The 23,125-nt window shown below is 62.1% G+C and carries 17 protein-coding genes and 1 pseudogene; 3 read left to right on the top strand and 15 right to left on the bottom strand.

The window, feature by feature from the left end; translation table 11 throughout:
- The first annotated feature begins 130 nt into the window (after positions 1-130).
- Entirely contained in the window at positions 131-2,470 is a 2,340-nt protein-coding gene (locus ACMYR2_RS07355) for a PAS domain-containing sensor histidine kinase (RefSeq protein ID WP_347264120.1), read from the top strand.
- Here the strand turns inward: ACMYR2_RS07355 and ACMYR2_RS07350 are convergent.
- The gene (locus ACMYR2_RS07350) at positions 2,445-5,408 is read right to left on the bottom strand and encodes a bifunctional [glutamine synthetase] adenylyltransferase/[glutamine synthetase]-adenylyl-L-tyrosine phosphorylase (RefSeq protein ID WP_347264119.1); all 2,964 of its coding nucleotides are present in this window, start codon (positions 5,406-5,408) and stop codon (positions 2,445-2,447) included. The genes ACMYR2_RS07355 and ACMYR2_RS07350 overlap by 26 nt on opposite strands.
- Positions 5,405-6,865 (bottom strand): ATP-binding protein, encoded by a 1,461-nt coding sequence (locus ACMYR2_RS07345; protein WP_416193937.1) that lies wholly within the window; start codon positions 6,863-6,865, stop codon positions 5,405-5,407. The genes ACMYR2_RS07350 and ACMYR2_RS07345 overlap by 4 nt, the downstream gene beginning before the upstream one ends.
- A gap of 374 nt (positions 6,866-7,239) precedes the next feature.
- Here ACMYR2_RS07345 and ACMYR2_RS07340 point away from each other — a divergent pair, with 374 nt between their 5' ends.
- Both ACMYR2_RS07340 and ACMYR2_RS07335 read left to right on the top strand, forming a co-directional pair.
- Complete coding sequence (locus ACMYR2_RS07340) at positions 7,240-8,829, top strand: hypothetical protein (protein WP_347264117.1); 1,590 nt, start codon at positions 7,240-7,242, stop codon at positions 8,827-8,829.
- A 57-nt stretch (positions 8,830-8,886) separates the two neighbouring features.
- Positions 8,887-9,033: pseudogene (locus tag ACMYR2_RS07335) on the top strand (IS481 family transposase); the annotation flags it as partial.
- A gap of 147 nt (positions 9,034-9,180) precedes the next feature.
- Here ACMYR2_RS07335 and ACMYR2_RS07330 read toward each other — a convergent pair.
- The 13 genes from ACMYR2_RS07330 to ACMYR2_RS07270 form a co-directional block, all read right to left on the bottom strand.
- Positions 9,181-9,888 (bottom strand): response regulator transcription factor, encoded by a 708-nt coding sequence (locus tag ACMYR2_RS07330; protein ID WP_416193936.1) that lies wholly within the window; start codon positions 9,886-9,888, stop codon positions 9,181-9,183.
- 373 nt (positions 9,889-10,261) lie between these two features.
- Positions 10,262-11,812 (bottom strand): Do family serine endopeptidase, encoded by a 1,551-nt coding sequence (locus tag ACMYR2_RS07325; protein ID WP_347264592.1) that lies wholly within the window; start codon positions 11,810-11,812, stop codon positions 10,262-10,264.
- Between the two features lie 184 nt (positions 11,813-11,996).
- Complete coding sequence (locus ACMYR2_RS07320) at positions 11,997-12,419, bottom strand: cytochrome c-type biogenesis protein (RefSeq protein WP_244613597.1); 423 nt, start codon at positions 12,417-12,419, stop codon at positions 11,997-11,999.
- Positions 12,420-12,567: 148 nt separating this feature from the next.
- Positions 12,568-14,550: a heme lyase CcmF/NrfE family subunit gene (locus ACMYR2_RS07315; RefSeq protein ID WP_347264591.1), complete on the bottom strand. Its 1,983-nt coding sequence runs from the start codon at positions 14,548-14,550 to the stop codon at positions 12,568-12,570.
- Positions 14,547-15,035 carry a cytochrome c maturation protein CcmE gene (ccmE, locus tag ACMYR2_RS07310; protein WP_347264590.1) on the bottom strand — a complete coding sequence of 163 codons (489 nt, stop codon included), beginning with the start codon at positions 15,033-15,035 and terminating at the stop codon, positions 14,547-14,549. Before ccmE ends, ACMYR2_RS07315 begins: the two co-directional genes overlap by 4 nt.
- Before the next feature lie 34 nt (positions 15,036-15,069).
- A complete protein-coding gene (gene ccmI / locus ACMYR2_RS07305) occupies positions 15,070-16,173 on the bottom strand; it encodes a c-type cytochrome biogenesis protein CcmI (protein WP_347264589.1) in 1,104 nt (367 codons plus the stop codon).
- A gap of 161 nt (positions 16,174-16,334) precedes the next feature.
- Complete coding sequence (locus ACMYR2_RS07300; protein WP_416193935.1) at positions 16,335-17,726, bottom strand: hypothetical protein; 1,392 nt, start codon at positions 17,724-17,726, stop codon at positions 16,335-16,337.
- Between the two features lie 258 nt (positions 17,727-17,984).
- Positions 17,985-18,404, bottom strand: a complete 420-nt coding sequence (locus ACMYR2_RS07295) for an RT0821/Lpp0805 family surface protein (RefSeq protein WP_347264587.1) — start codon at positions 18,402-18,404, stop codon at positions 17,985-17,987.
- Between the two features lie 109 nt (positions 18,405-18,513).
- On the bottom strand, positions 18,514-19,911 hold the full coding sequence (locus ACMYR2_RS07290) for an ATP-binding protein (RefSeq protein WP_416193934.1): 1,398 nt from the start codon (positions 19,909-19,911) through the stop codon (positions 18,514-18,516).
- Positions 19,901-20,572: a response regulator transcription factor gene (locus ACMYR2_RS07285; protein ID WP_347264585.1), complete on the bottom strand. Its 672-nt coding sequence runs from the start codon at positions 20,570-20,572 to the stop codon at positions 19,901-19,903. The genes ACMYR2_RS07290 and ACMYR2_RS07285 overlap by 11 nt, the downstream gene beginning before the upstream one ends.
- Positions 20,573-20,864: 292 nt before the next feature.
- The gene (locus tag ACMYR2_RS07280; protein ID WP_347264584.1) at positions 20,865-21,116 is read right to left on the bottom strand and encodes a hypothetical protein; all 252 of its coding nucleotides are present in this window, start codon (positions 21,114-21,116) and stop codon (positions 20,865-20,867) included.
- Positions 21,117-21,246: 130 nt separating this feature from the next.
- On the bottom strand, positions 21,247-21,414 hold the full coding sequence (locus tag ACMYR2_RS07275) for a hypothetical protein (RefSeq protein WP_416193933.1): 168 nt from the start codon (positions 21,412-21,414) through the stop codon (positions 21,247-21,249).
- A 39-nt stretch (positions 21,415-21,453) separates the two neighbouring features.
- Entirely contained in the window at positions 21,454-23,124 is a 1,671-nt protein-coding gene (locus tag ACMYR2_RS07270; protein ID WP_416193932.1) for a DUF2793 domain-containing protein, read from the bottom strand.
- Position 23,125: the final 1 nt, after the last annotated feature.

Raw genomic sequence — 23,125 nt, 5'->3', positions numbered from 1 at the left:
CAAAATTCTTTGCGTTAACGAATCGTTGACTCTCGACAGATTCGAAAAATTCGATTCAAATCGAACTGATTCGGAAAGATCAGAAGTCGCTTCGAATCCAGGCGCGGAAAATTCACATGGGGGCCAAGGCATGGCGCGCGCTCAGGCGGCGAGCGCTTGCGCTCAATCCGATTCGATCAAGGGATTGGCGCAATCGATCGCGAAACCTGCCTATCGCAGGCTGCTGATCGCGGAGCCCGTGCTCCGACGCGCCGTCCCAGCCCTGATCATCGCTTTCCTGCTGACGATATGCATCGGCGCTCTGGTGCAGGTCATCGACCAGACACGGCAAAAACAGGCGATGACGAAACACGATCTGCTGGCGCTTGCCGATCTGCTGGCAGAACGGCTTGAGCATGCCGGCGTCATCGATCAGGATCGCCCCGCCTCCATCGAACGCCTCCAGAACCTGTTGCCGAAACTCATCCCGTCATGGAGCATCGCTACCGGTCGTCATATCATCGTCACCGGTGTCGATCAGCGCGTTCTCGCGCGGGTACCGGTCGGGATAGCATCTGGCGAAAGCAGCCGGATGCTTGAACTCATCAGCATCACGCAGTCGCCGGCCTTGCGCGGCGCTTCGCCTGCGAGCGTCGCCGATATCGTCCTGCTGGACGGCGGCAGCGCGCTTGCGGTCCAGCGTGTCGTCAGATCATTGCTGGGCCAGGTCACCGTCGTCCAGGAAGCCGACACGGTGTGGCGTCCGGACACCGCGCTGTCGATCACCCTGTCGGCTACGACCGGATTCGTGGTCCTGATTCTGGGCTTTGCGTTTCACTGGCAATCCACCAGGGCGCGCGAAGGTGATCTGATCAATGATGCAGTCCGCAGCCGCATCGATACCGCGCTCAACCGCGGCCGATGCGGACTCTGGGACTGGGATCTGTCGCGTGGCCGAATCTTCTGGTCGCAATCAATGTTCACCTTGCTCGGGCTGGAAAGTCGCAGCGACCTTCTCACCTTCGGTGAGGTGAGTTCTCTGGTCAATTCCGACGATATTGACCTATTCCAGGTCGCGGACCAGCTCATTTCGGGAAAGATCGGTCATATCGATCAGAGTTTTCGGATGCGGCACAGCAGCGGACACTGGATCTGGTTGCGCGTCCGCTGTGAACTCAGCCGAAATTCGAACGGCGGCGCTCATCTGATCGGGATTGCCGTCGATGTCACGGAACAGAAGAGCCTCGCGGAGAAAACGGTCGAAGCCGACCTCCGGCTGCGGGACGCGATTGAATCCATTCCCGAGGCGTTCGTGCTGTGGGATGCGGACGACCGCCTTGTTCTCTGTAACTCCCACTTCCAGCGGCTCCACAAGCTCCCGGACAGCGCTGTTACGGTTGGCACCCCCTATGAAACCGTGGTCGAGGTCGGCCGCATGCCCGAAATCAGGGCACGCCACTTTGAAAACGGAGCGGTGACATTGGAGGCGCATACTTTTGATGTACAGCTCGCCGAGGGCAATTGGCTTCACATCAGCGAACGCCGCACCAAGGATGGCGGCTACGTGTCGGTTGGCACCGACATTACCCGAATCAAGGAGCATGAGCAGAAACTTGTCGAAAACGATCTTCGACTGCGGGCAACCGTTATCGATCTGAAACGGACGCAGGCAACACTTGAGCAACAGGCCATCAAACTCGCAGACCTCGCTCAAAAATACGCGGACGAGAAAAATCGTGCCGAAGACGCCAATCGGGTGAAATCAAAATTTCTCGCCAACATGAGCCATGAACTGCGAACGCCGCTTAATGCCATTATCGGGTTCTCCGAGATCATGAGCAACGGCATGTTCGGAACGCTCGGCTCTACAAAATACAGCGAGTACTGCCGTGATATTCTATCCAGCGGCCAGTATCTGCTTGAGGTCATCAATGATGTCCTGGATATGTCCAAGATCGAAGCCGGCCGGACGAACCTCGATATGGAGACGCTCGATCTCACCGGAGTACTCGACGAATCGCTGCGGGTCGTCTCGGGCCGCACCAGCGACAAGGGCCTGACCTTCGACGTCAGAAGCGATGATGGCATCTCCATCATTGCCGATCGTCGCGCGGTCAAGCAGGTCATGGTCAATCTGCTTTCCAACGCAGTCAAATTCACGCCCAACGGCGGGCGCGTCATGGCGCGAAGCAAAGTATTCGAGAATTCCGTAACCCTGACGATTGCCGACACCGGAATCGGGATCGCGCCACACGCGCTTCGCAGGCTGGGCAAACCGTTCGAGCAGGTCGAAAGCCAGTTGACCAAAACCCATGCGGGGTCCGGCCTTGGCCTGGCCATTGCCAAGTCGCTGGTCAACCTGCACAGCGGCTCGATGCGGATTCGCTCAAAACCCGGTGCGGGAACCGTGGTCCGCGTCACCCTGCCCCGTCACCGCCAGGCGCGCCGACGACCTGTGCCGCAACTCACGTCTTGCCTTCCAGCAATCTGAGAAATACGGCACGGACATCCGCCTGAGTTTCGCGAACGCGCGCTTCGAGCGACGAAAAGTCGGGGGCGTCCCCCGCTCGCGCCAGCACCGGCAGCAGATCGTCGCCCGCCGTTTCCGGTTTGAATTTGTCACTGACGCAGAGCCGCAGGATCTGGGTCAGATCGTGATAGAGGCGCGCCGCCGGCCGCAGGATTTCCGCATCCGGCAGCGACAAAACACCGAGCCGCTGCGCGTTATCGAGCGCCTGCTGGGTATCGATGTTGAGAATGTCCGGCATGTCCGCAGCGTGGACGAGTTGAAGGTACTGCGCGATGAAATCAATGTCGACCATGCCTCCAGCGGCATTTTTCAGGTCCCATATATCGTCCTCGCCTTTTTCCAGCGCGATCGCGCGGCGCATCTCCGCGACATCGCTCGCGATAAGGCGGGCGTCGCGCGATCTTGTCAAAACATCGCGAATGACTCGCTCGATCCGCGCCCGAAATTCGGGCGACGACGAAATCACTCGCGCCCGCGTAAGCGCCATGTGTTCCCAGGTCCATGCTTCATGCTCCTGGTATTCGGCGAATGAATCGATATGCGAGGCGACGGGACCGGAGCGCCCGGACGGGCGCAGCCGCATATCGACCTCATAGAGAACGCCGTAGTTCGTTCGCGTCGTGAATGCACTGATGAGACGCTGGGTGAAGCGCGCAAAATACTGCGCGCCGTGCAGCGGTCGCGCCCCGTCGGAATCCGGATGATCGGAATCAAAATCATACAGCAGAATCAGGTCGAGATCGGACGATGCGGTCATTTCGCGGCCGCCAAGCTTGCCCATGGCAACAATCGCCGTCTCCTGCGCGGGGATCCTGCCATACTGATTTGCGAACTGGTGCCTCACCAGTCCATGTACGGTATCAACGATCCCCTCGGCGACATCGGCGAACACATGCCCCGCCTGCCGCGCCGATACGGTGCCGGACAGGATGCGGGTGCCGATCAGGAAAAGACTTTCCTGGCCGAACAGCCGTATCCTGTCGAGAAACTCTTCGTAAGAATCCGCATCCTGAAGCGTTGCCGAGAGCCGCGCCGACAACTCCAGCCGGTCAGGCATGGCGCCGAAAAAGCGAGGATCGATCAGCCCGTCCATGATCTGGGGCCGTCGAGCCAGCATGTCGGCGAGCCGCGGCGCCGCGCCGAGCACAAGTGCAACCAGCGCGACGAGATCCCTGTTCTGGCTCAGCAGCGATATCAGCCGACCGCCGCGCTGTAGCGCCTGCAGGAAGCGATCGAACGCCATCACGGCGCTGTCCGGCTCCTCGGCACGCGCCAGGCCATCGATCAGCGCCGGCACGAACGCTTCAAACGCGGCACGCGTCGCCTCGACCTTGAGGGCGCGATATCCGCCTGCCATCCATTGCCGGATGGTGTCGGCAACCATTCTCGGCTGCTTGAAGCCGAGTTTCGCCAGATGATCGAGAAGTCGCGCGTCGTCGGGTCCGGCCCTGTAATCCGCGACAGGGATGTTTACCGTGCCAACGGGGTCACCCTCGAACAGCCGGCTGTAATGCCCCTGCACGCAATCCAGGTGTGCCAGCAACTCAGTCGCGAAACTCGCCCGATCCTCAAATCCCAGGAAGCACGCAAACCGCTCCATCGCCTCGGCGTCCGCGGGCAGAACGTGGGTCTGCTCGTCCGCGACCATCTGAATGCGATGCTCGACCCTTCGCAGAAACAGATATGCGGCGGTCAGTTCGTCCCGCGCCTGGTGAGTGATCCAATTGCTTGAGGCCAGAATATTCAGCGCATCGAGCGTGGGACGCACCCGCAGTTCGGGATGCCGCCCTCCAGCCACCAACTGCTGGGTCTGCGCGAAGAACTCAATCTCGCGAATACCGCCGCGTCCGATCTTGACGTTGTGGCCTTCGACCGCGATCTCGCTTTGCCCACGAAAGGTCTGCATCTGCCGCTTCATGTCGTGAACTTCGGCAAGAGCCGCGAAATCGAGATGCTTGCGCCAGACAAAGGGCGATATCTCCGCGATCATGGTCTCGCCGGCCTTCCGATCGCCAGCGCAGGGCCGCGCCTTGATCATGGCGGCGCGCTCCCAGGTCCGTCCTTCCCGCTCGTAGTAGTCGAGTGCCGCGGCGGTCGAGACCGCGACCTGCGTCGACGCGGGATCCGGCCGCAGGCGCAGATCAACCCGGAAAACGTAGCCGTCTCCGGTCCTTTGTTGCAGCAAGCGCGCAAGTCCCTGCGTGAGGCGCACGAAAAAAGGCTGCGCCTCGATCCCGCTCGCGAGCGTCGGAGCCGCAAGATCAAAGAATACGATCAGGTCGATGTCGCTGGAATAGTTGAGCTCGCCGGCGCCCATTTTGCCCATTGCGAGCACCACCAGGCCGCTGGCGTCTTCCGGATGGTCGATCTCAGGCGGGTTGAGGCGGCCACGCCCTGTCTCCTGCCGCAGCAGGAATCGCAACGCGCTCTGGACCGCGGCAACGGCAATGTCGGTCAATCCGGCCGTGATCTGCATCACCGGCCAAACTCCGCCGATGTCGCACAGCGCGATCAACAGCGCGGCCGCCATCTTGCCCCTCCGCAGCCGCCGCATGGCTTCGGCCTCATCGGCAGCCTCCGCCGCCTCCCATATGTCGGCGATCAGCCGCCCGAGATGGCTTTCGGGATCGCTCCGGAGCAGGCAAAGCGTCCGCTCGGGATCGGAGCGCATCAGATCAAAAAGATAGGGCGAGGATTCCGCGATGCCGAGCAGGATGGCCTTGACGTGCGGAAATGTGCCAGCCAACGTCCTGATCTCGTCCGATTGCTGCGGCGTCAGATCGGACAGCCAATCCTCAAGCCGGCGCTCGGCTTCGAAAGGCGCGAACAGCTTAGGTCCGTCCGCAAGACGCGCCGCCAGGCAGGCCGGGTCCGCGTCGTCCTTAACGGATGAAATCATGCATCATTCTGTTGCACGTCCACCGTCGGGGCCGCAAGCCCTGAAGCGCTTCGCGCGGGTATCGATAAAGCCACGCGCAGACCCGGCTGCGCATCGTCGAGCGTAAGATCACCGCCGTGCAGCCTGGCCACCGCCGACGCAAGGCTGAGACCAAGCCCGGATCCCGCCAAGGTCCGGCTGGTCTCGAGCCGCACGAACCGTTCGACCGCGCGCTTGCGGTCGGCTTCGGGAATCCCGTCGCCATGATCGGTCACGGCGAGGATGATCCGATCGCCATCATGGCGGGCTTCGATCAGGATGGTGGCGTCGGTCGCGGCGGCATCCGCCCCGAGCGGCGGCGAGGCCGGCTTCGGCTGCCCGTATTTGATCGCGTTTTCGACGAGGTTTGCAAGCGCCTGGCTTATCAACTCGCGATTGCCATGCAGCGGTGCGAACCCCGTCTGAACCCGGAGCTTCATTCCGTTGTCTTCGGCCAGCGGCTCATAGAGCTCGTGAATGCCCTGCGCGACGTCCGCAGCGTCGAAATCGGCCATGTTGTCGCGGGCATGTCCGGATTCCGCCCGAGCGATCATCAGGAGCGCATTGAAAGTGCGGATCAGGCCATCGGATTCCTCGATCGTCTGTTCCAAGGCCGAACGATAATCGCTCTCATGGCCGGACTTGGCGAGCGCTTCCTCGGCGCGATTGCGTAGTCGCGTCAACGGCGTTTTGAGATCGTGGGCGATATTATCAGACACCTCCCTCAATCCATCCATCAGCGCTTCGATCCGTTCGAGCATCGCATTGAGATTTTCCGCCAGCCGGTCCAGTTCGTCGCCGCTGCGGCCGACCGGAAGCCGGCCGCTCAGATCGCCAGCCATGATGCGCTTCGTGGTCCCGGTCATTGCGTCGATCCGGTGCAGCACGCGCCGCGCCACGAAGACGCCCCCGCCGAGGCCCAGGACCACGACGATCAGCAGCGACCACTGCGCGGCCGAAGCGACCACGCCGAAAATGCGATGACGTTCCTCCAGATCGCGACCGATCAACAGCCGGAAACCATTCGACAGTTCGGTCACGCGCACCAGCGCGTAGTGATGAGCCTGATCCTGCTCGTCGAGCCTGCGGTAGGCGGTTTCGGCCCAGCCGGTGGTCTCCATCACACCGGGCTGAAGCGAGCCGATATTGCCCGCGACCCCAAGTCCCGCCGGCGTCGTCACCAGATAAAGGTTGGAGCCGGGCCGCAGCGCGCGATTTTCGATGGCGCCGACCAATCCGCGCAAGCCGCGGCGGTTGAACACGCCGGTAAGCAGCCCGATTTCCTCGCCCACCGTCGCCGCAATCTGATCGGTGATCAGGCGACGGGTATTCCAAGCGAAGTATCCCAGAAGAGAAGCCGCAAACAGCGCAAACAACAGCAAATAGACCAGCGTCAGCCGAAATGCCGTGGTACGGAACAGCTTGCCTAACGCCGTCACGGATCAAATCCGTCTAGGGTGTTTCGCATGTCTCAAATCTATCCGCTTATGAGCTTACTAGCACCCGCAACGGGCGGCCCAAAGTGACAATGAGTTCATGATCATGAATTCAGAAGGGAAAGCCGACTTCACCGGCTTACCGGAATCACGGCGTCGCCGTAGGCATATCCGCTTGCCGGAACGCATCGATGATCGAGTTCGACCAACAACGATAGACAGGGAAAGCGGACTCCTTTAGATAATCGAATATCCGGCTCTCAGAGTACACCGAACACCGTCACGGCTCCTGTTTCTCCAATCACCTTTTCACAACGGCAAGACCCTCAGACCATGCGACGTCCGGTCCATTATTATCGTTTTGGTTTCGCCCCGTGATGACGATCCTTCTTAGGACGCTTATCGCCAGCGCAACAATAACAGCCGTGACCTGCATACTTTATGTCTGCGAGGCAGGGTTCGATTTCACCGACGAGGGTTTCTACCTCAATACAATTTCGCAACCGTGGACTCAGACGTATACTCACTTGCAGTTCGGCTGGATTTATCATCCGCTGTATATCGCGTTGAATGGAAGCGTCGCCGCGCTGCGCCAAGCAAACCTGCTAGCGATATGGCTTCTCGCGACAACACTGTTCGCGCTGCTGTTTGCAAAATTTCATAAGCCCGTCAGCCGTTCAGCAGCCCTTATCTTATCAGCCGCTCTCGCAACATCGGCGCTCGTTCTTCTAAGGCTTTGGTTTCCAACTCCGAGCTATAACTCGCTTGCCATATGCGCACTGCTGTTGACAGCCTGCGGCATTGTCGCCATCGACAGCGAGCGGCCAGCGACACGCTATGTGTCAGCTTCAATCATCGGCGTGGGAGGCTGGCTTTGCTTCATGGCGAAAATGTCTTCGGCCGCGGCCCTTGCTCCGGTCGTCGCCATCTATCTGGCGTTCACACTGAGGCCGCTGCTCCGTCCATTGGCCGTCGCTGGAACCGTTGCAATAGCGTGCCTCTTGCTTTCTGCCATCGCAATCGACGGGTCAATCGCTCAGTTCGCGCAACGAAATCAGGTAGGGATCGAGCTCCTTCACACACTTTCCGACGATCACGATTTCAAGCGCCTGATCCGCGTCGGCGCAATTCCATTCGACGCCTCAACGGCTGGTTTTCTCGCTGCGGTTCCCGCGCTTTTGGGCGCCGTCATTCTATTGTTCGTACGCAGATCAGCACTGCCTTCGAACGCCATTGGAATCGCTATCTATCTCGCGCTCATGCCGTTGGTGTATGCGATTGGAACAGCCAACAACTTTTGGACCATCGTTTCACTGGCCCCGGTCTTCTGGGTCGCGGTAGCGCTGCCCTTGACCTCACAAACCAGAGTATCTCTGGAATTTTCATACAGCATAATTGCATTTGCAACCTTGCTGATATCAGCCGTTTTGATTTACGATTCGGCATCCACTCCTTACCGACAATCCACCGCTATCTTGCAGCAAGCGACGCCAGCGACAGTTGGCGGCCGCAGTCCAACGTCGCTCAAAGTGGACCAAGAGATAGCGACCTATCTCAACTCCATGCGCGACGGAGCAAGACGCGCGGGTTTTCTCGATGACACGCCCATTCTCGACATGACAGGAGAGTACCCTGGGACCGTTTTCGCCGTCGGCGGAACCGCTCCCGGCACGGGATGGCTTGTTTACGGATACCCTAACGCCGAAAAGTACAATGATGCAGCGCTAAGCACGACGGATTGCAACGACCTCGCGCGCGCTTGGGTGTTGGTGAATGCGTCCAAGCCAACAGGCTCTTACCCTCGGCTACTCACAAGCCGCGGAATCGATCTGACCAAGTATGAAGGCGCCGCTCGCGCGTCTATCGTCAATCTTAGGACGGGCGGTCGCGTTGAGGAACACCTGCTGCTGAAACCGCCTGAACACCAAACCTTGCCTGAATGTTCGAGCAGTAGCCTGCATTACTAGGCGTTTGATCCCGAGTTTTGATGGTGCATTATTTTCCGACGGCTGGAGGGATGCACTATGGGCCAGGTTCACCATGGGAGCACCACGACGACAGCGGCGGTCCGTCGAGCAATACAAGATAGTCAAGAGAGCCTGAGAGCGCTGGCGAAGCACTACGGGATCAACCAGAAGACCAAGGGACATGCTTCACACAAAACCGCTATGGGTTTCCAGGGGCTTTTCGGTAGGACATCGACCTGCGTGTTGGGGGGCAGACGTCGGAAGCTGAATTTAACTCGCCGACTCAAGTATCCGGCTCAAGGAAAGCGAATACTGAAAGTACGCGTTGAACGACTATGGGCCGAGTTTACGTTAAGTATTTAATGATCGTGGGTGTCCCTGCTTAACTCCGTCCCGGACCATGTATCCGGCGCCCCGGATCGTGTGCAGCAGAGGCTGCTCGAAACCTTTATCGATCTTGGAACGCAGCCGCGAAATATGCACGTCGATGACGTTAGTCTGCGGATCAAAATGATAATCCCAGACATTCTCGAGCAGCATGGTTCGTGTCACGACCTGACCCGCATGCTTCATGAGATACTCCAACAGGCGAAACTCACGCGGTTGAAGCGTCAATTCCTCTCCACCCCGCGCGACGCGACGTGACAGCCGGTCGAGTTCGAGATCGCCAACGCGATAGACCGTCTCTTCGGCGCGACCGCCATGACGCCGCGACAGGACCTCCACACGCGCCAGCAACTCGGCAAATGAGTACGGTTTCGGCAGGTAGTCGTCGCCGCCGGCACGCAAACCCTTGATGCGATCGTCAACCTGGCCAAGCGCAGAGAGAATGAGCACCGGAGTGAGGATACCCTTCTCACGCAGGCAGCCGATCACGGAGAGCCCGTCGCGCTTGGGCAGCATCCGATCGATCACCAGTACGTCGTAGTTCCCGCCGTCGGCAAAAGAGAGTCCCTCCTCACCGTCCCTGGCAAGTTCCGCGATATGTCCGACCTCGCGAAACGCCTTCACAAGGTAGTCTGCGGACTCGCGATCGTCCTCGATGATCAGCAGGCGCATCTGGTTACTGGAATTGTCCAAAAGGTATGTCTTTCCATCACCATGGCGCGCTCATCCCGCGCGCGCAAGACCGCAAGGACCACACGCCCCGGCGTCCTGCGAAAAGTGGGCGGTGAAGCTTGGGGCAACTCCACCGCCCTAGTCCTTCCGACGGAGGGGGGCTATTCCTATCGGAAGGCAACTCAAGGGAACGAGCTTTTGACCCGTCCCCGGAAAGTGCCGTCGGCGGGGGCGACTGATGCCGGCGACGCTTCCCATCTCTTGCAAGGCTCGCGCCTCAAGTCGGATCGAACCGAGTTGAACCCGACCGAGCCTTGTCGTTGATCTGCATGATCCAATCCGGAAATCGACTTCCTCTGTTCGGCATCATGCCTTAACCCTTCGCAATTGGCATTGCGACGAAACGCGCCGTGCTGCCGGTGCGAACCCGCATCAGAACACTGTTCTTGTCTTCCGCGCGCGCCGCCTTGATTGCCTCGCGTATGTCGGCGGAGCTGGACACACTCTTTCCCGCGACCTCCAGAATCACGTCGCCTTCCCTGAACCCGCGGTCGGCCGCGGGGCTTTTCGGATCCACGTCAACCACGACGACGCCTTCCGCGCCAGCACCCGCGACCGACCCCGCCGGCGCAACGGTCAAGCCGAGCCTGGGAATATCGTTGTCGCGCGATGAGCCACGATCGCCATGGTGATCAGCTCGGGCCTCGACGGTATCGGGGAGGGTGCCAAGCGTCAGGTTGACGACCTTGTCCTTGCCCTTGTGCAGGATGTTCAGCTTGATCGCCGTTCCCGGCGCCAGGCTGCCGATGGTTCGCGCCAATTCGCGCGCGTCCTTGACCGGATCACCGTTGACGGTCGTAATCACGTCGCCAGACTGTATACCCGCTTTAGCCGCCGGGCTGTTGGCCTGCGGTTCAGCCACCAGCGCGCCTTCGGCTTTCTTGAGACCGAGGCTATCGGCGATGTCCGACGTCACCGGCTGGATCTGGACGCCAATCCATCCGCGGCTCACCGACCCCTTGTCCTTTAGCTGAGCGACAATACTCTTCACCGTATTCGCGGGAATCGAGAACGCAATGCCGACGCTGCCGCCGGACGGTGAGTAGATCGCGGTATTCACGCCGATGACATCGCCCTTCATGTTGAAGGCCGGGCCGCCGGAGTTACCCTTATTGACCGGGGCGTCAATCTGGATGAAGTCGTCATAGGGGCCGGTGCCGATGTCACGGCCGCTGGCCGACACGATACCGGCGGTCACCGAACCGCCAAGACCGAACGGATTGCCGACCGCGAGAACCCAATCGCCGATCCGCACCTTGTCGTCTGACAGTTTCGCAAACGGAAAACTGGAGCCGCCCTCGACCTTGATCAGGGCAATGTCCGTGCGCGGATCCGCCCCGATCACCTTGGCGGTGTAGGTCTTGCCGTCGTCCGTCGTGACCTCGACCTTGTCCGCGCCGTCGACGACGTGGTTATTGGTCACTGCATACCCATCGGCCGAAATGAAGAAGCCGGAGCCCTGCCCTGTCACGAGGCCCGGGCCGCGCCGGCCGCGCATTCCTGGCGGAAGACCATCCGGTCCGCCAAAGCGGCGGAAGAACCTTTCCATGGGCGAGCCCGGCTGGAACGGCGAATCGTCCCCGCCAGCCACCGCCCTGTCCTTCATGCGGATCTTGACCGAAATCACCGACGGCTTCACCCGCTCGACGATGTCCGCAAAGCCGATCGGCTGCGCGACCTTGCTCACGTCGGTGTTGACCTGCGCGTAGGCAGGACTGGTGAAGAACTCGGCCTTGTCCGCGGAAGGGCTGAGCCCGTAGACAGCCACGCCGACGCCCGCGACGACAGACGCCATCAACGCGAACCTCCGCGCGGCGACCCCAGAACGAACGGGCTTAAACTGGGAGGACGGCAAGTCGGTCATACGTATCTCCAAAAGACAGGTTTGATATAGTGCCGAAAATCAGCACTTCATGTCCCTGAAGATGGGTATTTGCACCTTACGGCGCGCTGACCAGGAAATTAATGTTTCGTAACAACGGCAAGCGCCTCGTGCGGCGGTTTGGCGCACACATCGCGAGCCCGCGAATCGAAAACCGCTTATCGGCTCAGGTCTTCGACCTCTCGCCGGCAGGCCGCTCCATCGCCACCAGCTTCGCGAGCCGGGCTTCTTCTTCCTCGCTCAGTCGCGGCGGCGCATCCTGAGCGGCCTTCACCGCTTTTGATCGCCGCCGGCTGTATCCCCAAAGCGCCAGTCCGCCGCCGGCCAGAAGCAGCGGCGTCAGAAGCCAGAGCGGCAGCGTGCTCGTTTCGAAAGGCGGCTTCAGCAGGACGTAGTCGCCGTAACGGGCCACCAGAAAGTCCAGCACCTGCTGATTGCTGTCGCCGGCGGCGATCCGCTCCCGCACCAGCAGACGGAGATCCCGCGCCAGCGGCGCCGAGGAATCGTCAATCGACTGGTTCTGGCACACCATGCAGCGCAACCCGCGCGACAGGTCGCGCGCGCGCGCTTCCTGAGCGGGGTCGGTCATGACCTCGTCAGGCTGCACCGCGTGAGCGGAAGACACCGCCACGAGCCCAAAACAAAGGACCGCGCCGAGAACAGGCAGAAACCTGCTCCGCGCCATAAACCGTTTGCGCAACGACGACAAGGCTTGCACGAGTTCATGCATGACGGCCTTACTCCGCGGGCTGGAGCGCGCGGCCGGCCTTCGCCGGTTTCGGAGCCCCGACCCGCAAACGACGGTCTGACAGCGACAGCACGCCACCGAAGGCCATCAGGACCGGACCGAACCAGATCAGCAACACCATCGGCTTGTGATAGATGCGCACGGCGATCGATCCGTCGGGGGAGGCGTCGCCGAGCGAGATGTAGAGCTGGCTCGCGCCACGCGTCAGCAACGCCGCTTCCGTGGTCGAAGCCGCGCGCGTCGTGAAGTTACGCTTCGAGGGCGTCATGACCGCGATCGGCTGCCCGTCCCGGCTGACAGTGAAACGTGCGATATCTTCGCGATAGTTGGATCGCTGCTGCTGCGTCGTGCCCTCGAACGTCAGACTGTAACCACCGACCCGAGCCACGTCGTTCGTCTTCATCGAGGCGATGTATTCGGTGTTCCAGGTGGTTTCGCAGACGATGCCGATCAAGGCCACTCCGAGGCCGGCGTGAGCGAAGACCGTACCCCAGGCCGAGCGAGGTAATCCTTTCGCGCGGCGCAGGGACACCGGCAGCGACGCCCGAAACAGGCTGATGCGCTCTGCGAGGTCGCTGAGGGCCCCGAGAATCACGAACACCGCCAGTCCGATCGCCAGCGGCGCGAAGGTGCTGCCGCCCAACGTCCACGCCCAAAGCACGGCCACCGCGATCACGCTGCCGACGCCGGCGGCGACCAGCCGTTGCGAAGCCCCGAGCAGATCGCCCCGCTTCCACGCCAGTAGCGGACCGAACGGCACCGCGATCAGGAGCGGGACGAACAGCGGCGCGAACGTCAGATTGAAGAACGGCGCTCCGACCGAAATCCTGTTGCCGGTGATGACCTCAAGCGCCAGCGGATACAGCGTGCCGACGAACACGGTGGCGCAGGCCGTGGTCAGGAACAGGTTGTTGAGCACGAGCGCACCCTCGCGCGAGACCGGCGCGAACAACCCTCCCTGCTTCAGAGCGGAAGCGCGCCAGACAAACAAGGTCAGGCTGCCGCCGATGAAGGTGCAGAGGATCAGCAGGATGAAGATGCCGCGCGTCGGGTCGGTCGCGAAGGCATGAACCGACGTCAGCACTCCCGAGCGCACCAGGAAGGTGCCGAGCAGCGACAGCGAGAACGTCAGGATCGCAAGCAGGATGGTCCATACTTTCAGCGCGTTGCGCTTTTCCATCACCACCGAGGAATGCAGCAGCGCCGTTCCCGCCAGCCACGGCATCAGCGAGGCGTTCTCGACCGGATCCCAGAACCACCAGCCGCCCCAGCCGAGTTCGTAATAGGCCCAGTACGATCCCATCGCGATCCCGAGCGTGAGGAAAATCCACGCCACCAGCGTCCACGGCCGCACCCAGCGCGCCCAGGCGGCATCGATGCGGCCTTCGATCAGGGCGGCGACGGCGAAGGAGAATGCGATGGAGAAACCGACATAGCCGAGATAAAGCATCGGCGGATGCACCGCGAGCCCGATATCCTGGAGCACCGGATTGAGATCGCGCCCCTCCATCGGCGGGCTCGCGATCCGCGTGAACGGATTCGATGTCAGCAGGATGAACAGGTAGAACGCGGTCGCGATCCAGCCCTGCACCGCCAGCACATGGGCGCGCAGCGTCAGCGGAAGATTGTTGCCGAACGCGGCGACCAACCCGCCGAACAGCGCGAGGATCGTCACCCATAGCAGCATGGAGCCTTCGTGATTGCCCCAGACGCCGGTGATCTTGTAGATCATCGGCTTCAGCGAATGAGAATTCTGGAAGACGTTGAGGACCGAGAAATCGGAGACCACGTACAACGTCGCAAGCGCGAAAAACGAGGCCGCAACGAACAGCAATTGTGCAAGCGCGGTGGAGCGCGCCACATTCATCAGCGCGCCGTCATTCCATCTTGCGCCGATAATCGGAACCACGGACTGGATCAGCGCGAGCCCGAGCGCCAGCACCAGCGCGAAATGCCCGGCCTCGGCGATCATTGCGAGGCCTCCTGCTTGCCGGAGGCCTCAGCAGTTCCGGCCGGCGCACCGTAATCGTCCTTCCAGTGCCCCTGCTTCTTCAGCGCGTCCGCGACCTCCTTCGGCATGTAGGTCTCGTCGTGCTTGGCCAGCACGGTGTCGGCCTGGAACACACCCGAATTATCAAGCGCGCCCTCGGCGACCACGCCCTGCCCTTCGCGGAACAGATCAGGCAGGATGCCCGTGTAGGCGACCGGGAGAGTCGCGCTGCCATCGGCAACATTGAACTTGACTGCAAGGTTATCACCGCGAACCAGCGAGCCGGTCTGCACCAGCCCGCCCAGCCGGAAGCGCTGCCCCGGCTGAATATGCTTCTCCGACACCATCATCGGCGTCGAGAAAAACACGATGGAGTCGCGCAGTGCATTCAGCACCAGCGCGGCCGCGATGCCGAGCACCACGAGCGCTCCGCCGATCATCGTCAAGCGCCGCTGCTTGCGAGTCATGTTTCACCACCTGCGCGCAAAGCAAATACCTCGATCATCCGTCTATCCCGAGCGCCTTGAACCCTTCGTTGAGCTGGCGCAACCCTGCTTCATTCTGCCCGAGCGCGCGGCGCGCGTCATCGCGCACGGCGCGCGACTTCTCCGGCTGATTGAGCACCATATATGCGCGAGCCAGGCGCAGCCATCCCTCGACATCGTTGCCGTCCTGCTTCAGCCGCGCCGCCAGCCGATCGACCATCGTATGAATCATCGCGGAGCGATCCGCTTCGTTCATGTCACTCGCCGCGGCCACCATCCCGTCGGTCGGGCGAGGCGCGCCGTCCCCGACCTGCGTCAGCGCCTCCTGCACGGTCGCACGCCATTCCGCATCCGCCGGCGCGTCGGCCAGCAGAGCTTTCCAGATCTTCACGGCGTCGGCGCTGCGGCCGTCCTGCTGCGCGGCCATTCCAAGGAAAAAGCGCGCCTTCGCCTCCTGGGGATTCAGGGCGAGCGCCCGCTCGAATTCCTTTTTCGCCTCGGCGGTCACGATGCCGTTGGCAGCCCCCGCGATCGCCGCCCCGAGATCGGCGCGGCGCGGCGCGGTCTCGCCCTCATGCGTGATCACGTTACGATAGGCGCGCGCCGCGTCATCGAAGCGGCCGAGTTTCGCGAGTATCGGCGCCAGGACGGTCCAGCCCCGGCCATCGGCGGGATTCTTCTCAAGGTGCGATTCGACACGCGCCACGAGGCTGTCGAGGGATTGCGATGCATCGGCGGTTTGAATGCGCGCCGCGAGAGGGAAATCGGGTAATCGGGGCGATCCCAGAGGGAGGTAGGTGGCGAACGCCAGCAACGGAATCCCCGCCAGCGCGACCACCGCCACCGCACGGCGCAGCCAGAGTTTCGAATCCTGGGGCTGATGGCGTTCCGCATCGGCCGCTTCCAGGAGCCGCCGCCCGATCTCGACCCGCGCCGCGGCCGCCTCCGCCTCGCCGATCAGGCCGGCGGCGGCGTCACGCCCGACCTCGGCCAGTTGGTCGCGATAAACCGTGGTCTCGCTGCCGCCCGAGGCTCGCCGACTGCCTGACCGACCGAGCGGCCACAGCACCGCGAAAGCCGCACCGGCGGTCATCAGCGCGAACACAAACCACAACGTCATCTCATCAGGGTTCCATCTGGTAGCGGCGCCGGGAACGGCCATTCAACGGCCGGGTTACATCACGACTGGAATACGTACGCAATTGACAATTGCGGCACAATTGACACTAAACATCCGCAACCGCATGATTTAATGGCGTTTATCGAAAGCCTGCCGCCTGATCACCCTGCCCGCGACGATTTGCGTTCGACCGTGAGCGCCTGATCCGCCGCCCGGCTCATCAGCGACGAGTAATCCGGGCCGAACAGAACCTCACAAAACCGGATCACCGCCTTGACCTGCTGCTGCCGGAACGCCCGCACACGCTCATCGCCGTTGCGAAGCGCTTCGACCAGGGTTTCGGCGGTCCGCTCGACGTAATGCTGCAAGTCCGAATAGGTGCGCGTTGTGACTTCGTTGATGGCCAGTTCACTGGCGTAGGTCCGGCACACCGCGACGAAACCGATCAACGCGGCGGTTTCCTCGACCTCGATCGGATCGAGTTTTGCACCGGCTGGAATGTCCTTGTCGGGCCGCTGACGCAAAAGACGCCGCACACGGCCGGCGACGCCCTCGATCTCCGATTGCAGAACCTCGGAAATATCGACCCTGATCGCCGCAAGCTGACGCCCCCAGATTGAATCGGCGCGGATATCGAGTTCTGTCCTTAGCCCGCGAACGCCGTCGTGCAAGGTCTTCAAGTGTTGGGAGGTATTGTCGAACCGGTCGCGCCGGATATCGGCCTGCAGAACCGCTGATGTCTGTGACAGATCGTCAAGCGCCATCTTGACCGCCACGCCATAAGGCGTCGCCGCCACGCGTATCTCGTCGTCCGAACCCGCGACCCGAACCGCCAGGCGGATGATCTGCCAAGACGCGGACAATCGCTGCATCACCAGCGACAATGCGAATGGCAAGGCTTCCGGCGTTTGCAGGGAAGGAACATTGAGCGCCGTCATCAGGGAGGCGATCTGCGGCTCGCCGAAGACGGACAGAAAACCCGGCAGCCGGATATTCAGGGTGTCGAGGGCTTCGCGCGCGTGCAGAACCGCTGCGATTGCGGGCAGATCTTCAACGACGCCGGGAGCGCCTATGCGGCCGAGCGTCCGCTGGCGGTTGATGCCGGAACCATCCGTGAGGATTCGCTGGATGGCGGCGGCTGCCACCGGCTGGAAAGTCCGTGCCGCCGCCTCGATCGCGGACGCCGATCCGGTCTCAGCCGCCAGCACGGCCTCGAACGCACACGCGGCATCCGGCGCGCCCTCGCGCGTCAGCCACTGCCAGACCGGCATCAGCGAGCCGCGCCGGATCTGCCCAGCGCGCGGCGCGAGACTATCTTCCACGAGAAACGGCTCGAGAGGACGGAACAGATGTCGAGCCGGGTCTTCACCGCACCGCTCGCCGTCGCTCGATCGGGGGCCGATCCGGCGCAGCTCACCGAGAACAAGATGCGCGACCGCGGCGTCTTCGCCGCGCTCCAACGCGCGTTCGAACTCCCGCATCAACAATGCCTGCGACTTCGGCGGAAGCTGCGCGAGATAGTCCTTCAGCCGTTCAATCGAGGTCTGGTCCATGCACGCACATCTTCACGCGAACGATCGCGCGGACACCGAAAAGCCTGTAGCGCCTCATATCAGACGCGGCCTTAAGGATGCGTTGCGCAAGGCCGGAGGAGTTTCAAGACAACGGGATACCGGCTCGCGCCAAGAAAATACGTCAAATCAGATCGCAATCCCGCTTCGGATTTGCTCAGGAGCGGAGGAGAACTCACTCGATGCTTGAATACCGATCGGTGAGACTTTGATTTAATTAAAATTTTGCGGCCTTAACAATCAGCCGGTCGCGGCCCAGCGCCCTTCAGCGTTCCGGCAAGCGGTTCTGCGCACGGTTTGGAGTTGACCGGCAATCGTAACGGTGTGGGAATAGCCGCGGCACGTCGCGCCCTCCACCTCATATTCCGGTCCGGCGACGATATTGCCGTGACGGCCGCTATCGGGATTGCGCCAGGTCATCGGCGCGCCCGGTGCGCCACGCTCAAGCGCATCGATCTGCGCCTGATAGGCCAGCCGACGGTCGTTATCATCCAGGGCAGACCCGAGTCTTGGACCGATCAATCCACCCAGCGCCGCGGCCGTCGCGGGAGCGGTGGCCCCTTCCCAGAAGCCGGCGAAAGCCGTCAGGCCGGGAGCGTCAGGGCCGCCGGAACCCGTCGTGTCGCAACCGCCGAGAGCGAGCGTCACCGCCACGGCCATCAGCAATACGCTCCCCCGGCGCCTTTCGCCGGACGGATTCCGCATTCGATTGCACGGGAGCGGGTGATGCGGGCGGGACTGCGACATGGGGCGATCAGCAAACCGGGGCTCAAGCTGACGGCAGCAGCAGTTCGGCGCGCAATCCGCCGATCGGCGCGGTATCAAGCGTCAGGCGACCGCCATAGAGGGCTGCGAGATCGGTGACGATCGACAGCCCCAGTCCGGATCCCGGCTTGGTCTCGTCAATGCGGCGGCCGCGCTGCGAGGCCTGCATCCGCTCGGCATCCGACAATCCCTGACCGTTGTCGTCGACGATAATGTGCAGCATCGCAGGCTCAACTCCGGAAGGCGGGCGGACGGACGTGTTGATGAACACCCGCGAATGCGCCCACTTGCAGGCATTGTCTACAAGATTGCCGACCATCTCCTCAAGATCCTGGCGTTCGCCGCGGAATTTCGTCCCCGGACTGACATCGGCGTCAATCGTGATATCGCGATCGCGATGAATTTTCTCCATGGTCCTGCGCAGCGCCTCGACGACGGGCGCGACATCGGTCACCGTTCCAATGACGGTGAGCCGCGCGGCCAGGCGCGCGCGCTCCAGATGATGAGAAACCTGGTTGCGCATCATCCCGGCCTGTTCGAGCATTTTGGCGGCGAAGGGGTCGGGCTCATGCGCGCTGGCTTCGTTGATGATCACCGAAAGCGGCGTCTTGACCGCGTGAGCGAGGTTGCCGACGTGGGTGCGGGCACGCTCGACGATCTCCCGGTTGGCGTCGATCAGCGCGTTGGTCTCCCAGGCAAGCGGCGCGATCTCCACGGGGAATTCGCCTTCCAGTCGCTCCGCGCGGCCGGACCGGATGTCGGCGATCGCGTCCGATATCCGTTTCAGCGGCGCAAGGCCGAACCGCACCTGAAAGATCGTGGTGAGAAGCAATCCGATCGTGAGCGCGGCGAACGTGCCTCCGAGGTAATAGTCGAAAGCCCGCGTTTCATCGAAAATTTCCGAGGCGTCTCCGGCCACGGCGACCCGGAACTTGCCGTCGGCGCCGAGATCGACCGGCCGCTCCGCCATGCGGAGGATTTGCCCTTCGGGTCCATCGACATATCCCACGCGAACTCCGGACGAGGACAGCGCCACGCCCTGATCCACGAGCTTCGGGAGCTTCTTGTCCCATAGCGAACGCGACGCGCGGGTTTCCGCTTTGCGCGGATCGGTACGGTCGACCTCCCAATACCAGCCGGACAGGGGCAGATCGAACAGCGGCTCGCCGAGCGACTGGAACTGGCGGTCATCCGGCTCGTCAGGCGCCGTCACTTCGGCGATCAGGGTGCGGAGATAGAGATTGAGGCGGCGGTCGAAGGCTCGCTCCGACGCCGAGCGATAGACCGAAGACAGCACCACGCCGGTCACGAGGAGCACGACCACGACCCACGCGGTCGCGGACAGGAACAGCCGCGTCGCCAGCGAATTGGAACGGAAGCCTGGAAATTCCCTAACGCGCATCTGCCGGCGGCGCGAGCAGATAGCCGAGCCCGCGCACCGTCTGGATGATATCGACATCCAGCTTCTTGCGAATACGGCCGACAAAGACTTCGATCGTGTTGGAGTCGCGATCGAAATCCTGATCGTAAAGATGCTCGACCAGTTCGGTGCGCGACACCACCCGGCCGATATGGTGCATGAGATAGGCCAGCAGCCGGTATTCATGCGACGTCATCCTGATCGGATTGCCGTCGACGCTGACGCGGCCCGTGCGGGTATCCAGCGTCACCGGCCCGCAGGTCAGTTCGGAGTGGGCGTGCCCCGTGCTCCGACGCAGCAGCGCGCGCATCCGTGCCAGGATTTCCTCCAGATGGAAGGGTTTCGCGACATAATCGTCAGCGCCGGCGTCGAACCCCTGCACCTTGTCGCTCCAGCGATCCCGCGCGGTGAGGATCAGGACCGGCATGGTGCGCCCCCCCCGCCGCCAGGCTTCCAGCACGGAAATGCCGTCCATCTTCGGCAGGCCGATATCCAGCACCACCGCGTCATAAGGTTCGCTGTCCCCGAGGAAATGGGCCTCCTCGCCGTCGAACGCGCGATCGACGACATAGCCGGCATCGGTCAGCGCGGTCGTGAGCTGACGATTGAGATCGGGATCATCTTCGACGACGAGAAGGCGCAAAGCGGGCTCCTGATTCCTCCCGTCAAGATGAACCGTCGCCGCGTGAATGGCAAATGAACGCTAGTGTCCCGATTTTCGAAGTTCGCATACCCTTGCCGCAACCTTTGATGCGAACTTCGGAATCAAAGGGACACTAGCAACTTTATGATTCTAGTGTGGTTTAGGTTCAGAAGTTCGCTTGACGGACTCGATGGGGCAATGAAGCGAACTTCTGAACCACCACACTAGGAACCCGCTTAAGGTCATCTTTCCGCCGGGGCGGCACGCCTGCGCCCCCCGCTGCTCAACCATGTCATGTCGTGGTCGAGCCATCATCAGGCGGCAGCGGACTCAGGAACAGGTCCACCTCGGCGTTGATCCGGGCCAACACCGCATCGATCTCTTCGGCGGTGGCATTCTTGCCGCCGATCAGGCCGGCGATGGCCTGAACATAGGGAATCGACGACACCACGCCCCGTTCGATCGCGGGCGCGACCTTGATGATGGCGTTGACGATGGTTTCAGCGGCTGCGAGACCGGCTGACACTTCTGCTGCGGTGACCATGCGCTACCCGTTCACAGACTTCACGAGCAAAAGGTTCGATGTTGGACACGGGCCTGCGCGTCTGATCACCCATCAAATCCCCCTGTGCCGTGGCCCGCTCACCGCTTCGCCTTCACTTCTGGCTGTTGAGTTACACCCCGAAAAAGGCTTCGGACGGGTTTTCCGGTCCGCTCGGCAAAGCCTTGTCTACGAGCACCAATATCATCTCCATGTGCTTCCGCAGCAGGGCCGCATCGTCGCTGTCTTGTGCGGCACGAGCCAGCGTCTTGATGTGCCGCAAGGCTTTAACAGGATCCAAGGAAGGTTCTTCGGCTTCCGTCGATCCCGAGGACGCTTCTCACCCCAACAGATCCCGCAGCGTCAGCACGCGCCAGACGTTCTTCACCTCGCCCATGTCAAACTCGATATCGGTCGGCGGGTTGAACTGCTGGCAGTAGAGCCGCAGCCCGGTTCGTCGCACCAGCCGCTTCAGGAAGCCCTTGGGTTGGTCGCCGTCCTTCTCGGGGTAGAGTTCCACCACGATGTCATCGCCGGGCGCTGGCGGCCGTAGCTGGATGTAGATAAGCTCCCCGGGCCCGAAGCGGGGCACCATGCTTTCGCCGGCGACGTTCAGGGCTTCCACATCCTTTGCGTTGGTGATGCTGGCATTGTTCAACAGGACGCCGTCGACCATGGTCAACGCGGTCCCGGCGCTGCGCGTCGTATCGTCGGTCCAGTCCGGACCATGGCTGAGCCGCAGCGTTCCGCTGTCGTTCCAGACAAACCAGTCATTGACCTTGCCGGCGCCGATCGCGGAGGGGTTCTTCGCCGTGTCCGTCGTCGCGGCGGAGAGTTCGGCAAATGCCGTCGGCACCATCTCAGCGCCGTTATGGACCGGAATCCGGTTACCTGTGTAAGGCGTGTAATAAAGCGTGGTCTTCGCGCTCTGCGCCGTCGTCATCACCGGCGCGCCGCTCGCAAGCGTGAGGCGACCTTGCGGCGGGGAGAGGAAGCCGCCCCCGGACCCCCCCGCCCCGGCCATCCCGCCCGCGATCGCGTGCCAGCGCGCGGCGGTACCGTCATAACGCAGCATCGCGGCCTGTTTCGCTGAGATCACAAGGCTGTCGTTGAGAGAAAAGCGATTTGACGCCGACGACGATGCGCTGTCATTCAGCAGCGTGACCGGCTGGCTGCCCACGTTGATAATGGTGAGACAACGCCCTTCGCTCCCGCCTGCCAGGCCCGAAATGCCGCGCGGCGCGTCCGTGCTGATCTGCAGCACCGAAGCGGCGGCAAGTCCCGCCGGGGCATAATCATCCTGATCGGCCGTGATCTGCGCGGGAGCAACAACGCCGGTCAGCGCCAGTCCGCGCGGCAGCGTCACGTTTCCGGTATCCTGATCGATATCGAGAGCCTCGATCCAGCCTGAGCCGTCCGGCGACACCTTGAGCTTGAAGGTGTCCGCACCGACCAGGCCGAATTCAGCCCGCCCCGAAAAGCCGTTCGAGAAAAACACCGACGCCGTGTTGGCCGACCCCTCCTTCGAGACCTGAAGCCGCACGTCGCCGGTGCCGCCATCGCCGGTGTCGATAGCGCTGAACAGCGCATCGTTGGATCTCACCGTCAGCAGATTTGGAGCGCTGGCAGCGGCGTTCACGCCGAGCTGCGCGACGTTGTCGAGCGACGCCGCGCCACCCGCGCCCTGCCAGGCGGAGCCGTCGAACACGAACAGACTCTCATCCGCCGCTGACCAGATGCACCATCCCGCCTTCGGCGTAAGGAACGCCCAGGCGCCGTCCTGCCAGGTCGCGATCGCATCGTCCTTCCCGGCCCAGGCGCCGGTCGCCCCGCTCGCGACGACGTACCGCTCACCGTCCGACGGACTCAATGGCGGCGTGGTGAGCGTCAGATCGAGCACGCCGATCTGGATCGCCGCGTCGAGTATGCGCAATGCCTCATTGTGAGTGACGTGCTTCTGTGCCTGGCTGCCGTCGATAAACGGCAACCCGAGATTCTGTGTGTCTGTCATG

The sequence above is a fragment of the Nitrobacter sp. TKz-YC01 genome (genome assembly GCF_047824785.1).
Taxonomy (GTDB): domain Bacteria; phylum Pseudomonadota; class Alphaproteobacteria; order Rhizobiales; family Xanthobacteraceae; genus Nitrobacter.
Note: the sequence above shows the minus strand (reverse complement) of the source record. Positions and strands in the feature narration are given on the sequence as shown.